This window comes from Paraburkholderia sp. MM6662-R1, from assembly GCF_050436245.1.
Lineage (GTDB): Bacteria > Pseudomonadota > Gammaproteobacteria > Burkholderiales > Burkholderiaceae > Paraburkholderia > Paraburkholderia tuberum.
The window spans coordinates 3,248,761-3,262,911 of the sequence record NZ_JBNDLV010000001.1 but is presented as its reverse complement, the minus strand read 5'-3'; the positions used below and the strand labels follow the sequence as shown (position 1 = coordinate 3,262,911).

The 14,151-nt window shown below is 65.8% G+C and carries 11 protein-coding genes; 2 read left to right on the top strand and 9 right to left on the bottom strand.

What is annotated here, in order from left to right:
* Positions 1 to 35 precede the first annotated feature (35 nt).
* The 3 genes from OKW39_RS15425 to OKW39_RS15415 are packed head-to-tail and all read right to left on the bottom strand — an operon-like array spanning position 36 to position 6,030.
* Positions 36 to 1,556, bottom strand: coding sequence for an efflux transporter outer membrane subunit (locus OKW39_RS15425; RefSeq protein WP_429363049.1), 1,521 nt, complete (start codon positions 1,554 to 1,556; stop codon positions 36 to 38).
* A 1-nt stretch (position 1,557) separates the two neighbouring features.
* Positions 1,558 to 4,788, bottom strand: coding sequence for an efflux RND transporter permease subunit (locus OKW39_RS15420; RefSeq protein ID WP_429562964.1), 3,231 nt, complete (start codon positions 4,786 to 4,788; stop codon positions 1,558 to 1,560).
* Positions 4,789 to 4,806: 18 nt separating this feature from the next.
* Positions 4,807 to 6,030 (bottom strand): efflux RND transporter periplasmic adaptor subunit, encoded by a 1,224-nt coding sequence (locus OKW39_RS15415; RefSeq protein ID WP_090801700.1) that lies wholly within the window; start codon positions 6,028 to 6,030, stop codon positions 4,807 to 4,809.
* A gap of 429 nt (positions 6,031 to 6,459) precedes the next feature.
* Here OKW39_RS15415 and OKW39_RS15410 point away from each other — a divergent pair, with 429 nt between their 5' ends.
* Positions 6,460 to 7,101 (top strand): TetR family transcriptional regulator, encoded by a 642-nt coding sequence (locus tag OKW39_RS15410; protein ID WP_090801703.1) that lies wholly within the window; start codon positions 6,460 to 6,462, stop codon positions 7,099 to 7,101.
* A 92-nt stretch (positions 7,102 to 7,193) separates the two neighbouring features.
* On the opposite strand, the gene OKW39_RS15405 is transcribed toward OKW39_RS15410, so the two are convergent.
* The gene (locus tag OKW39_RS15405) at positions 7,194 to 7,832 is read right to left on the bottom strand and encodes a cysteine hydrolase family protein (protein ID WP_429335270.1); all 639 of its coding nucleotides are present in this window, start codon (positions 7,830 to 7,832) and stop codon (positions 7,194 to 7,196) included.
* Positions 7,833 to 8,002: 170 nt separating this feature from the next.
* Here OKW39_RS15405 and OKW39_RS15400 point away from each other — a divergent pair, with 170 nt between their 5' ends.
* Complete coding sequence (locus OKW39_RS15400) at positions 8,003 to 8,998, top strand: helix-turn-helix domain-containing protein (protein ID WP_429335271.1); 996 nt, start codon at positions 8,003 to 8,005, stop codon at positions 8,996 to 8,998.
* 107 nt (positions 8,999 to 9,105) lie between these two features.
* Here OKW39_RS15400 and OKW39_RS15395 read toward each other — a convergent pair whose 3' ends face one another.
* From OKW39_RS15395 to OKW39_RS15375, 5 genes are all read right to left on the bottom strand, one after another.
* Complete coding sequence (locus OKW39_RS15395; RefSeq protein WP_429363047.1) at positions 9,106 to 9,828, bottom strand: CoxG family protein; 723 nt, start codon at positions 9,826 to 9,828, stop codon at positions 9,106 to 9,108.
* A 34-nt stretch (positions 9,829 to 9,862) separates the two neighbouring features.
* Entirely contained in the window at positions 9,863 to 10,243 is a 381-nt protein-coding gene (locus OKW39_RS15390) for a DUF427 domain-containing protein (RefSeq protein WP_090801710.1), read from the bottom strand.
* Between the two features lie 147 nt (positions 10,244 to 10,390).
* Positions 10,391 to 10,885 carry a carboxypeptidase regulatory-like domain-containing protein gene (locus OKW39_RS15385; protein ID WP_184058311.1) on the bottom strand — a complete coding sequence of 165 codons (495 nt, stop codon included), beginning with the start codon at positions 10,883 to 10,885 and terminating at the stop codon, positions 10,391 to 10,393.
* Between the two features lie 278 nt (positions 10,886 to 11,163).
* Positions 11,164 to 12,681 carry a DegQ family serine endoprotease gene (locus tag OKW39_RS15380; RefSeq protein WP_429563495.1) on the bottom strand — a complete coding sequence of 506 codons (1,518 nt, stop codon included), beginning with the start codon at positions 12,679 to 12,681 and terminating at the stop codon, positions 11,164 to 11,166.
* Positions 12,682 to 12,849: 168 nt separating this feature from the next.
* Positions 12,850 to 14,148, bottom strand: coding sequence for an ATP-binding protein (locus OKW39_RS15375; RefSeq protein ID WP_429363045.1), 1,299 nt, complete (start codon positions 14,146 to 14,148; stop codon positions 12,850 to 12,852).
* Positions 14,149 to 14,151: the final 3 nt, after the last annotated feature.

The window sequence follows — 14,151 nt, the reverse complement described above, 5'->3', positions numbered from 1 at the left end:
TTGCTTTACTTCAGCGGTTCGTCGAGCCGCAGCGCTTAGCCTGCCGTCGCCGCCGAAGCCGCGACCGGTGCGCTCGCCGCACCGTAGTCGACCGGCGCGTCGGCGGGACGCGGCTGGTCGCCGTTGTGCTCGATCCAGCCGCCGCCGAGCGCCTGGTACAGCGTGACCAGGTTCTGCAGACGTTCCATGCGCGCGGTGACCAGCGCCTGCTGAGCCACGTACAACGAGGTCTGCGCGGTCAGCACCGAAAGATAGCTGTCGACACCGCTCGTATAACGGAGGGTCGACAGATCCAGCCGGCGCTGCTCGGCCGCGACATCCCGCTCGAGCGCCGCGATCTGCTGGTCGTACGTGCCGCGCGCGGCCAGTCCATCCGCCACTTCACGGAAGGCCGTCTGGATCGCCTTTTCATACGTGGCGATCTGCACGTTCTTCTCGATGTTGGCGAGATCGAGGTTGGCCATGTTCTGACCGCCCTCGAAGATCGGCAGCGTGATCGACGGCGCGAAGCTCCACGCCGCCGAACCCGGCTTGAACAGCCCGCCGAGCGTCGGGCTCAGCGTGCCGGCGCTGCCGGTCAGCGTGACCTTCGGGAAGAACGCGGCGCGCGCCGCGCCGATGTTCGCGTTGGCCGCGAGCAGATTTTCCTCGGCCTCCATGATGTCGGGACGGCGCGTCAGCAGATCGGACGGCAGGCCCGCCGGAATATCCGTGAGCAGGCTCTGGTCGCTCAGCGGCAGGCCTGGCGCAAGATCAGCCGGCAACGGCTCGCCGATCAGCAGCACCAGCGCGTTGTCAGCCTGAGCCCGCAAACGCATCTGCGCCTGCAGGTCCGCGCTCGCGGTTTCGACAACCGTTTGCGACTGGCGCAGATCGAGTTCCGAACCGGTGCCGTTGTCGAACTGCAGCTTGGTGATCCGAAACGACTCCTGCGCCGTCTTCAGCGTGTTCTGCGTGACCTTCAGCAGATCGTCCAGTTCGAGCACCGTCATGTACTGGTTCGCCACCTGCGACACCAGCGCGATTTCCGCGGACTTGCGCGCCTGCGCGGTGCCGAGGTACGTGGCCAACGCCTGATCCTTCAGGCTCTGCACGCGCCCGAAGAAGTCGATTTCCCACGACGCGTTCAAGCCCACCGAATACGTGTTGCTAATCGTCGGGCCGTTGGGCAACGCCAGCAGATCGCGCGGCGTGCGCTGCCGGCTTTGCGAAGCCGCGGCGTCGAGCGTCGGGAACAGGCCCGCGCGCACGATACGGTACTGCGCCGCCGACGCCTGCATGTTCAGCACCGACACACGCAGATCACGGTTGTTCTTCAGCGCGATTTCGATCAGCTGCTGCAGACGCGGATCGACGAAGAAGTCGCGCCAGCCGATGTCGCCGGCAGCCAGGCCGTTCGCGCCGCGCGCGCCTTGCGCGCCCGGCTGCTGGTCGTACACGCCGCCCGTCGGGAAAGTCGCCGTCACGGGCGCGGCGGGCCGCTGGTAGTGCGGCGCCAGCGTGCAACCCGTGGCGAGCAGCGCGACCGCCACTGCAATCAAAGAGTGTTTTTGCATCTCAATGCCCATCCTTGCCCGAGCCATTGCCATCCGACCCGTCGGTCGTGCCACCCGCCGCGCCGCCTTGCGGATCGTGCGGATGGTGCTGTTCATAGTGGCGCAGCGCCTCATCCGGGTCTTCCTTCTCACCGCCGAACTTCGCGCGAATCACGACGAAGAACATCGGGATCATGAAGATCGCGAGGAAGGTCGCCGTCAACATGCCGCCGATCACGCCGGTACCGATCGCGTGCTGGCTGGCCGAGCCCGCGCCGTTACTGATCGCGAGCGGCAGCACGCCGAGAATGAACGCGAGCGAGGTCATCAGGATTGGACGCAACCGCAGACGCGCCGCTTCGAGCGCGGCTTCGATCGGTCCCATGCCTCCACCCTGCTGCAGTTCTCGCGCGAATTCCACGATCAGAATCGCGTTCTTCGCCGACAGACCCACGGTGGTCAGCAGACCCACCTGGAAGAACACGTCGTTCTCGAGCCCGCGCAGCGTCGCGGCCAGCAGTGCGCCGATCACGCCGAGCGGCACCACCATGATCACCGAGAACGGGATCGACCAGCTTTCATACAGCGCCGCGAGACACAGGAACACGACGAGAATCGAGATGCCGTACAGGATTGGCGCCTGCGAACCCGACTGACGCTCTTGCAGCGACAGACCCGTCCACTCGTAGCCGACTCCCGCCGGCAGCTTGGTGACGATCTGTTCCATCGCCGCCATCGCCTGACCGGTCGACTTGCCCGGCGCGGCCGCACCCTGGATTTCCACCGACGAAATACCGTTGTAGCGCTCGAGCTTCGGCGAACCGTAGGTCCACTCGGTGCTCGCGAAGGCCGAGAACGGCACCATCGCGCCCGCGCCGTTGCGCACGAACCAGGCATTCACGTCTTCCGGTTTCATCCGGAACGGCGCGTCGCCCTGCAGGTAGACCTTCTTGATCCGGCCGTCGGTGTCGAGGAAGTTGTTCACGTACGCCGAGGCCCATGCGATCGAGAACGTCTGGTCGATCGAGGCGAGCGACACGCCGAGCGCCGAAGCCTTCTCGTGGTCGATGTTCACCTTGAACTGCGGCGTATCGTTCAGGCCGTTCGGACGCACCTGCGCGAGCGTCGGATCTTTCGCCGCCAGGCCAAGCAGCATGTTGCGCGCTTCCATCAGCTTCGCGTGACCGATACCCGCGCGGTCCTGCAGCTGGAAGTCGAAGCCCGCCGCGGTGCCGAGTTCAGGAATCGACGGCGGATTGACCGGATACACGAGCGCGTTCTTGTAGCTGCTGAAGTGCATGAACAGACGCCCAACCAGTGCCTGCACCTTCTGGTCCGGGTGCTGGCGCTGCGCGTAGTCCTTCATCCGCACGAACACGAGACCCGCGTTCTGGCCACGACCCGCGAAGCTGAAGCCGTTCACCGTGAAGGTCGATTCGACGATCGCCTTTTCGTCGTTCAGCAGGTAGTCCGACACGTCCTTGAGGGCGCGCGCGGTGGTTTCCTGCGTGGAACCCGACGGCGTTTGCACCAGCACGAACATCGTGCCCTGGTCTTCGTCAGGCAGGAACGACTTCGGCAGACGCACGAACAGCAGCCCCACCGCGAAGATCACCACCATGTAGATGATGAGCCAGCGGCCCGAGCGCTTGATCACGTGGTGCACGCCCGAGTGGTACTTGTCGCGGCTCGTGTTGAAGGTACGGTTGAACCAGCCGAAGAAGCCGGTCGCTTTTTCGTGATGACCCTTCGGAATCGGCTTCAGGATCGTCGCGCACAGCGCCGGCGTCAGAACCAACGCGACGAGCACGGACAGCACCATCGCCGCGACGATCGTCAGCGAGAACTGCCGGTAGATCGCGCCGACCGAGCCGCCCGAGAATGCCACCGGCACGAACACCGCCGACAGCACGAGCGCCACGCCGACGAGCGCGCCGGTGATCTGGTCCATCGCCTTGCGGGTTGCCTCGCGAGGCGATAAGCCCTCCTCCTGCATCACCCGCTCGACGTTTTCCACCACCACGATCGCGTCGTCCACCAGCAGGCCGATTGCGAGCACGAGACCGAACATCGACAGCACGTTGATCGAGAAACCGACCGCGCTCATGATCGCGAACGTACCGAGCAGCACCACCGGCACCGCGATCGTCGGAATCAGCGTGGCGCGCAGGTTCTGCAGGAACAGGTACATGACGAGGAACACCAGCACGATACCTTCGAGCAGCGTCTTGACCACTTCCTCGATCGACAGGCGCACGAACGGCGTCGTGTCGTACGGGTACTGCACCACCAGGCCGTGCGGGAAGTACTTCGACAGTTCGGCGATCTTCGTGCGCACCGCCTTCGCGGTGGCGAGCGCGTTCGCGCCCGTGGCGAGCTGGATACCGAAGCCTGCCGTCGGCTGACCGTTGTACTTGGTGTCGAAGTTGTAATTTTCGCCGCCGAGCTCGACGCGCGACACGTCGCGCAGACGCACCTGCGAGCCGTCCTGATTCACCTTCAGCAGGATGTTGCCGAACTGCTCGGGAGTATTGAGCAGCGTGGCCTGCGTGATCGTGGCCTGCAGCACCTGGCCCGGCACCGACGGCGTGCCGCCGAGCGAGCCGCCCGCGACCTGCACGTTCTGCGCCTGCAGCGCGGTTTCGACATCGAGCGGCGTCAGACCGAAGTTATTCAGCTTGTTCGCGTCGAGCCAGATGCGCATCGCGTACTGCGAGCCGAACAGCGTCACCGTGCCCACGCCGTCGATACGGCTGATCGGATCCTGAATGTTCGACGCGACGTAGTTCGCGAGGTCGTACTTGTTCATGCTGCCGTCGGTCGACACGAACGCCATCACCAGCAGGAAGCTGCTGCTCGACTTCGTGACCTTGGTGCCGAGCTGCTGCACCGCTTGCGGCAGCAGCGGCGTGGCGAGCTGCAGCTTGTTTTGCACCTGCACCTGCGCGATGTCAGGGTTGGTGCCGGCCGCGAACGTCAGCGTGATGGTGGCCGTGCCCGAGTCGTCCGAGGTCGACGCGAGGTACAGCAGGTGGTCCAGACCACTCATCTGCTGCTCGATCACCTGCGTAACGGTGTTTTCCACCGTCTTCGCCGAAGCACCCGGATAGGTTGCGCTGATCTGGATGGACGGCGGCGCGATGGTCGGGTATTGCGCGATCGGCAGCGTGAACACCGACGCGATACCCGCGAGCATCAGGATGATGGCGATCACCCATGCAAAAATCGGGCGATCAATAAAGAACTTTGCCATGAGGCGGGCTCCCTGTTATTACGCGCCCGAAGCGGCGGAGGCAGGCTGAGCCGCGGGTTGACCTGTCTGGGCGCCGTTTGCGGCGGCCTCGGAAGCCGGGTTGCCGGGCAGCTGCGCCGGCACGGGCTTGACCTGCTGGCCGGGATGCGCCTTGTCGGTGCCCTGGACGATCACGCGGTCACCCGCCTTCAGGCCGTCCGAGACCACCCAGTACGAGCCGAAGGTGCCCGAGGTGACGAGCTGACGCAGCTCGACCTTGTTGTCGTTGCCGACGACGAGCGCGGTGGGCTGACCCTTCTGGTCGTGCGTGACGCCGACTTGCGGCACGATCAGCGCGTTCTGGTTGACGCCCTCGTCGATCTTCGCGCGCACGAACATGCCCGGCAGCAGCACGTGGTTCGGGTTCTTGAAGATCGCGCGCACCGTGACCGAGCCGGTGCCCTGGTCGACGGTCACGTCGGTGAACTGCAGCTTGCCCTTCTCGGAGTAGACGCGGCCGTCTTCCAGCACCAGCGTGACCTGCGCGGCGCCCGGACCGGTCGTCTTGAGACGCCCTTCCTGGACCTCGCGGCGCAGCTTCAGACCATCGAGGCTCGATTGCGTGAGGTCGGCGTAGACTGGATCGAGTTGCTGGACCGTGGCCATCAGCGTGGCCGCACTCTGCTGCACGAATGCGCCCGCCGTGACCTGCGACACGCCGATCCGGCCGGTCACGGGCGAGGTCACGTCGGTATAGCCGAGGTTGATCTGCGCGGTATCGACCGCGGCCTTGCCCGCGGCGACGTCGGCGGCGGCCTGGCCTTCGGCGGCGACCGCGTTGTCGTAATCCTGCTTGCTGACCGCGTTCGCCGCGACCAGCACCTTGTAGCGATTGGCCTGCGCGGTGGTCGTCACCAGGTTCGCCTGCGCCTTCGCGAGCGATGCCTTCGCGTTGTTCAACGACGCGATGTACGGCGCCGGATCGATCTTGTACAGACGCTGGCCGGCCTTGACCTCACTACCCTCGGTGAACTCACGGCGCAGCACGATGCCGTCGACCCGCGCGCGCACCTGCGCGACGAGGAAGGCACTGGTACGGCCGGGAAGTTCGGTGACGACGGGCACGGTCGTCGGCTGGAGGGTGACGACGCCGACTTCGGGCGTCTGTGGCGGCGGGGCAGATTGTTTTGGTCCGCACGCCGCCAGCAAGATGGCAGCCGTCGCGGCACTGATTAAGCGGAATGGAACCCGTTCGACGCGCATGGAGCGACCTCTGTCAAAGACTGAGTAATGAAAAAGTGCGCGCATCCCTACCCCGGGGACGACAGCGCACACAAGCGTCTCGCGACGCTCGACCGGAAGCCCATGGATGCAAACCTGCGCCTGCAGGGCACCCTGCTACGAATGCGCCATACCGGGGAATGCCGCGCAGCGCCGCCGTTTGGCGGCCGCGAAAGCGCTTTCGAAAGGCAACAGTGACGGATATTAACTGCTCGTCACGGCTGGGGCTATGCGATCGTGGGGTGCTATTATATATACATTCATGAATGCATGTAAAAGTGCATTTATATCTTCCGAGGCTGGGGTACCGCAGATTCGCGTCGCAATTCGCTTCAGCAAGTAGTCAAAGCGTCATCAGACTGACTTAAAACTGTCCGCATAAACCCCAGGATCAGCGCAGGCTACACCAATATGGTCAGAAGAACCAAAGAAGAGGCGCTGGAGACGCGCAACCGGATTCTCGACGCGGCCGAACAGGTCTTCTTCGAGAAGGGTGTATCGCGCACGTCGCTGGCCGATATCGCCCAGGCCGCGGGCGTCACGCGCGGCGCCATTTATTGGCATTTCGCGCATAAGAGCGAGCTGTTCACCGAAATGTTCGACCGCGTGCTGCTGCCGCTCGACGAACTGAAGGCGGCGTCGCTCGATCCCAACGAAGCTGATCCGCTCGGGCGCCTGATTGAAATCTGCGTGGTCTGCCTGCGCGACACTGCCAACGATCCCCGCCGCCGCCGCGTGTTCGACATTCTGTTTCTGAAGTGCGAGCTGGTCGAAGATATGGGGCCGGTGATGGAACGGTATCAGACCAATATGCGCGAGGGGCTCGCGAAGATCGAGGGCGGTCTGCGCAATGCGATCTCCAAAGGCCAGATGCCCGCCGACCTCGACACGAAGCTTGCCGCGGCGATGGTCCACGCGTTCGTCGGCGGTTCTTTGCGCGACATGCTGTTTTTGCCCGACGCGACCGACTTCGGCGCGCAAGCGCAGCAGATGGTGGAAGCGATGTTCGACGGCTTGCGCCTGAGTCCGGCGTTGCGCAGGAAGGCGGCGTAGAAGGCGCGCCAGGGTGACGGATTGGAACAGCGGGCGGTTCGGTGGACCGCCCGTTTCTGTTTTTGGACCGGACCACCGCCCCTGCGCCGGGTTCAGGCAACCGCCCGGCGCGCTCGCGCCGCCTGATTCGACGCATAGATGTTGCCGCGCTCGAGCGGCGCGCCGCTCTTTAGCGCCGCGATCCATTGATCGGTGCTCGCGACCGCCGCGAAGCGCGACTGCAGCACCACGCTGAACACGCGATGAATCTCCTCCGCGCTCGCGAAGCCCGCGCTGTTTTCATACGGCACCGAGCCGGTTGCGTCGTGCAGGAACTCGACGGCGAGGCCAGCATGCACCGCGTGGTTGATCGTCGAGGCATCGCAATTGTGGGTCATGTAGCCGGTGACGCTCAGCGTATCGATCTGCCGGGCGGCGAGCCAGTCGGCCAGATCGGTCCCAGCGAATGCGCTCGGCAGAGACTTCTCGACGAAATGATCATGAGCGCGCGAGCTCACGACCGTGTGCAGTTCCGCGCCCGCGCTGCCGCGCGCGAACAGCGGCGAGGTGGCGGGCGCGACGTTCTTCACGATCACGACCGGCACGCTGGCGGCGCGCGCTGCATCGATCGCGCGACCGATGTTGGCGAGCGACGTGCGCACGTCCGGAAATTCGATCGGCAGGTCGCCGCTCACGTATTCGTTCTGCACGTCGATGACGATCAGCGCACGGCGCGGCGCGGGTGTGCTCATGGCAAGGCTCCTGGTCAGAAAAAGCGGTCGATGGCGCGCGCCCAGCGCGGTGGCCGCGGCGCAACGGCAATGACGGCATTGTTGCTCCGCTGCCCGCCCGTCGACAGCGGCCCGAATGACAACCTTCGCTAGAATCGGGCCATACTTATGGCTTTCATGAGGCGCCCGGCATGACCACCCTCGCATCTTCCGACGACGTCTCCGATCAGGCGCCGCGCCACATCGTCGCCGTCGTCGCGTTCGACCGCATTAGCCCGTTCCATCTGTCGGTGCCGTGCGTCGTGTTCGGCGAGGACCGTCGCGCCGGCGGTGTTCCCGACTTCGACTTCCGCGTCTGCGCCGCGGAGACAGGCGCGCTGGCGACGACCGCGGGCTTCTCGATCGCGGTCATACACGGACTCGAAGCGCTTGCCGACGCGCAGACGATCATCGTGCCGAGCTGGCGCGATCCCGCCGAAACCCCGCCCGCCGCGCTGCTCGACGCGCTGAGGGCCGCGCATGCGCGCGGCGCGCTGCTCGTCGGCCTGTGCCTCGGCGCTTTCGTGCTGGCCGCCGCGGGCATCCTCGATGGACGGCCCGCCTCGACGCACTGGGCCTGGGCCGACGAGTTCGCGCGCCGCTACCCGCGCGTGCGGCTCGACGCCGACGTGCTGTACGTCGACGACGGCAACGTGCTGACCTCGGCCGGCACCGCCGCCGGCCTCGACTGCTGCCTGCACGTGCTGCGCAAGATCTGCGGCGCGCGGGTGGCGAACCACGTCGCGCGCCGGCTCGTCGTGTCGCCGCATCGCCAGGGCGGCCAGGCGCAATACGTGCAGCAGCCGATGCCGCCGAACCCGCGCGGCGATCGCCTGTCCGGCCTGCTCGACTGGGTGAGCGGCAACCTGGCCACGCCGCATACGCTCGACACGCTCGCCGCGCGCGCGTTGATGAGCCGCCGCACCTTCACGCGGCGCTTCCGGCTCGCGACCGGCACCACCCTCGGCGCGTGGCTCCTCGCGCAGCGGCTCGCGCGTGCGCAACAGCTGCTGGAAAGCACCGACGGGTCGGTCGAAGCGATCGCGGCGAGCGCCGGATTCGGCTCGGCCGCATCGCTGCGGCAGCATTTCGCGGACGCGTTTCGCACGTCGCCGAGCGCGTGGCGGCGGGAGTTTCGCGGGGATTAGATGAAGGCGGCGGGAGCACCGCTATTTCGTAGTGCGTCACCGGGATTTCGTAGTCGCGCGGGATGTTTGTCGCGCGTTCCATCAGGGGCTGCGCGCGGCTCGCGGCCTCAATGCTCGCTGAACCAGCGCGCGACATACAACAATAGTGCGACCAGAAAGATCATCCCGGCCCACGCCCAGTACGGCACGACATGCTGACCGGGCTCGTGATGCGACCAGCTATGCGACGCGCTCGCCGCGCGCCCCGACAGCGCATGGCTGTGCTCGATGCGCGCTCGCCGCGCGATGCCGCCGAGCGTGATCGGCCGCAAAAACACGTACTGGCGACGCGGCGCCGTGCCACGCGCGCGGTTCGGCCCTTTGCCGTGCTTGGCGCGCACGACGGCGTCGAACTCGGCGAAAAAATCGTCGGCGATCTGACGCAAGGCGTTCTCGAGCTGGCGCGTCGGCAGCTCGGCGAGCGGTCCCGACGACGTCGCCCACAGTGTGTAGTCGATGCGCGTGCCCGGCTCCCGCCCCTCGTCCGCGCGCAAACGCACTTCGATCTGACCGCGCAATGCGCCGATGCCCTCGGCCCGGGCCTTGAAGTTGATGGTGCGGCGCTGCGCGTCCGCCGGGCCGGAATCCTGGCCGGCGACGTGCGCGCGCGCCTGATAATGCGCGCGCAACGGGCCGAGCGGCACGGTCATCGTCAGCGCGTATTCGCCGTGGTCGAGACGCACGAACGACTCGCAGTTGTCGAGGCTGGCACGCAACAGCGCGAGGTCCTGCAACGCGTCCCAGACCTCGGACGGCGCCAGCGGAATCCGTAACGCGTCGTTCAGTTCCATGACAACCTCCCCGATGAACGCGCCGACTGCGGGATCAGGACGTCTGATCGATGCGGTCGACGCGCGATGCGTAAAAAGCGAGATAGCCCTTGATGCGACTGACCTGCTCGAACGGCGCCTCGTAGCACCACACCGCGTTCTCGATCACGCCATCTTCGGTGCGCAGATGGAAGTACGACGCGTCGCCCTTGAACGGACAATGCGACGTGTGCGTCGAGCGTTCGAGCCGGGCCATGTTCACGTGCTCGCGCGGGAAATAGAACACGTCGGCGAGGCCGGTCTCCGATAGCGTCAGCGCGGCCTTGGTGTCGGCCATCGTCACGCCGCCGTGAATCACGCGCACGCGGTGACCGTTGTCGCGGATCACGATGGTATGGCCGTCCAGCCGTCCCGCAGATGTCGACGCATCGCTCATGTCCAGGCTCCGTGATGGGGTGGGTGCTGCACTGCCGGCTGTTGCCGCCGGAACGGCAAAGCCACGGGAGCTGCCCGTGGCTTCATTATCGGCCAAACTTCGGCCGATTGCGCAAGCTTGCTGCGCGGCGGCGGACCGATCGACCCGTTACTTCGCGTTCCAGATGAACGCGGATTTGACGTTGCCGTGCGCCGGCACGCTAACCGAGCGGGTTTGCTCGCTGTCGTTGTATTTCGCGTGCACCGTATAGCGGCCGGGGCTCAAGCGCACCAGCATGAACGGTCCGCGCGACGTCGTGTTCAGCACTTCGCCGTTATGGGCATCGACGATACGCACGTGCACATCCGCGAGAAACTCGGCGTTGGGTCCGGTGAAGCGCAACGTCAGTGGCCACTGGCTTTGCGCTTGTCGCAACGCCCGCGATTCGTCGAGGCCGACGCCGCCCGATACGTACGACACGTCGCCCTGCTGCTGGACTTGCGGCAGACCGCCGCCGTTGGTGTTGCCCGCGCTGGTGTTGTCGGTCGTCGAGCCACCGGTCACGCCCGCCTGCTGCGCGTACGCACCGCCCGCCAGTCCGAGCGCGAGCGCCGCGCACAGCGCGACGGCTACGATCCTTTGCTGATTGCGTTGGGTTTTCATTGGTTCGCTCTCCTTGTTGCAGTCCTTGCCCAGTCCCCGAACAGGCCCAAATGAAGGCCGAAGCAACCTGCGTGCCAACCATCCGGTTGCGTCGACTAGACATGCGCGACCGTGGCACCAAGCCGCGTGGCGCGTTTCGCCCTGCCCGCGCTGCTCGCCGTAGCACGGTGCGGACAGGCGAAAAAAAACCGGTCCTTGCAGTAAATGCAAAGGACCGGCAATCGCTACTACAGCTCAAACTGGGATGGGCGATCCGTTCGAACCGCCCGGATACTGGATCAGCCGAGATCTACGGGCACGAAAATCTGCGCGTTGTCCCGCTGGATCAGCAGCGCAATGCTGTTGCCTGCACCCGAAATCATCTGCTTCAGCTGATCGATGTTCGTGACGGGACGGCCATTGACCGCGAGAATCACGTCGCCCGCCTGGATGCCGGCACTCGCCGCCGCGCCGCCTGCCTGCTGCACGAGCAGGCCGTGCGACACCGACGCGCTGCTCTTCTCTTCCGGCGTCAGCGGCCGCACCGCGACGCCGAGACGGCCTTGCAACTGGGTCTGCTGATCGGTCTTGTTCGCCGACGCAACCTTTGCGTCCGAGAACGAGCCGATCGTCACCTTCACGTCCTTGCTGGCCTTATCACGCCACACTTTCAGCGTCGCCGAGCTGCCCGGCGCGAGACCTGCGATCTTCGCCGGCAGATCCGTCGAATCGCTCACTTCGTCGCCATTCACCGACAGGATCACGTCGCCCGGCTGCAAGCCAGCCTTGGCCGCCGGCCCGTTGGCGTCGACCGAGCTGACCAGCGCGCCTTGCGGCTTCTGCATGCCGAACGACTCGGCGAGCGTCTGGTTCAAGCCCTGTACCGCGACGCCGAGGCGGCCGCGGCTCACGTGACCGGTCTTGACGAGATCGTCTTTGACCTTGATCGCCTCGTTGATCGGGATCGCGAACGACAGGCCCTGGAAGCCGCCCGTCTGCGAGTAGATCATCGAGTTGATGCCGATCACTTCGCCTTGCAGATTAAAGAGCGGACCGCCCGAGTTGCCAGGGTTCACCGGCACATCGGTCTGGATGAACGGCGTGTAGTTCTCATTGGGCAGCGAACGCGACTTCGCGCTGATGATGCCCGAGGTCACGGTGTTGTCGAAGCCGTACGGTGAACCGATCGCGACGACCCACTGACCAACCTTGCTTTGGCGCGGATCGCCAATCTTCACCGTCGGCAGATCGCTCGCGTTGATCTTCAGCACGGCGACGTCGGACTGCTTGTCGGCACCGACCACCTTCGCCTTGAATTCGCGCTTGTCGGTGAGCTTCACGGTGACGACGTTCGCGCCATCGACCACGTGCGCGTTCGTCAGAATGTAGCCGTCGTTGCTGATGATGAAGCCCGAGCCGAGGCTCACGCTCGGCTGGTCGGGCGCGTCTCCGCCATCGCCGCCCTCCATGCCGGGCACGCCGCCGAAGAACCGCTTGTAGAACTGATAGAACGGATCGTTCGGATCGATCGGCAGCTGGTTGCCGTTGAGGTTGCCGCCATTACCACGCATCGCGGTTTGCTTGACCACGTGCTTCGCGCTGATGTTGACGACGGCCGGACCGTAGGTCTCGACGAGACCGGAGAAATCGGGGATACCGGTTTTGGCGGCTGCTTCGGCTGGCATCATCGCGGCGGCTTGCGCCGGCGAGATGATCTGCGGTGCTGGCACATCGCGATGGCCCGCCACATAGCCGGCTGAAAGCGCAGCGGCCACAGCTACCGCAACGGCGCCGCGGGACAAGGTTTTCGCGTTCATCATGAGCTCCTGACTGGAGAAAGTGACTTTGGATGTCGACGAGCGTAAAGGGCATCACTTAAAAGAGTCTTAAGCAGCGCCAGATCATGGGAACCTTATTGGACCGGCCGCTACGGACCGCCGCGCCAGCACGAACGCCGGCGTTGGCCGAACAGTAAATCACCATGATCAGAAGCGTACGATGACCTGCAAACCACCGGCCGGCGAGTCGTCGAGCGACACTTGCGCATGATGTTGGGTGGCGATCCGACGCACGATCGCGAGACCGAGGCCGCTGCCCGCCACGTCGGTGCGCGCGCGATTCGCGCCCGCTCCCGCGCGATAGAACCGGTCGAACACGCGCTCGCGATCGGCGGGATCGATACCGGGGCCGCTATCGGCGATCCGCACGACCGGACGGCCGTCCTCGACACGCAGGCTGACGTCGACGCGGCCGCCACGCGGCGTGTACTTGGTCGCGTTGTCGACGAGGTTGTTGAACATCACGCGCAGCGCTTCGGCGTCGCCGGTCACGCTGGCGGCCTCGCTCGCCTCGATGCCGAGGTCGACGCCGCGATTCATCGCGAGCGGCGCGTAGGTCGCGACGCACTCCTGCAGCAGCTCGCGCAGATCGAGCATCACTGCGCCGGCGGCGCCGTCCGGCTCGGCGCGCGCGAGCGCGAGCAGTTGCTCGGCGAGGCGCGTCGCGCGCGTGACACCCGCCTGCAGATCGGCGAGCGCCTCGCTGCGGGCTGTGTCGTCCTTCGCGCGCGCGACCAGTTGCGCCTGAATCTGTACCGCGGCAAGCGGCGTGCGCAATTCGTGCGCGGCATCGGCGACGAACGCCTTCTGGATATCGAGCGCGGTCGCGAGCCGCTGCAGCAGCCCGTTCAGCGCACGCACGAGCGGCCGCACTTCGAGCGGCAGGCGCTTATCAGGCAATGGATCCAGCGCTTCGGGATGACGGGTGTCGAGCGCGCTCGTCACGCGCCGCAGCGGCCGCAGCCCGCGACCGACGATCACCCATACCGCGAGTCCGAGCAGCGGCAGCAGCACGATCAGCGGCCACAGCGTGCGCAGCGCGACATCGGCGGCGAGCCGGTTGCGCACCGACAGCGGCTGCGCGAGCTGCACGACGTTGTCGCCGACGATCGCGCCATATACGCGCCATTCGCCGCGGTCGGTGCGCTCGGTCGAAAAACCGAGTTCGGCGCGCGGCGCGAGCGGCGCACGCGGCCGCGAGTAATACATCAGCATGCCGTTGCGGTTCCAGATCTGCAGCACGATGCCCTCGTCGCCGGTATCGCGGCCGAGCACCTGCGAGAACGGTTCCGCCGGCAACGCCGCGGCGATCTGCTCGAGCTGGTAGTCGAACAGCTCGTTCGCTTCGGCGAGTGCCTGCCGGTAGATCAGCCAGCCCGCGATGCCGACGCCGAGCAGCACGAGCGCGAGCAGCCAGAACAACAGTTGTCGGCGAATCGAGCGCATCGG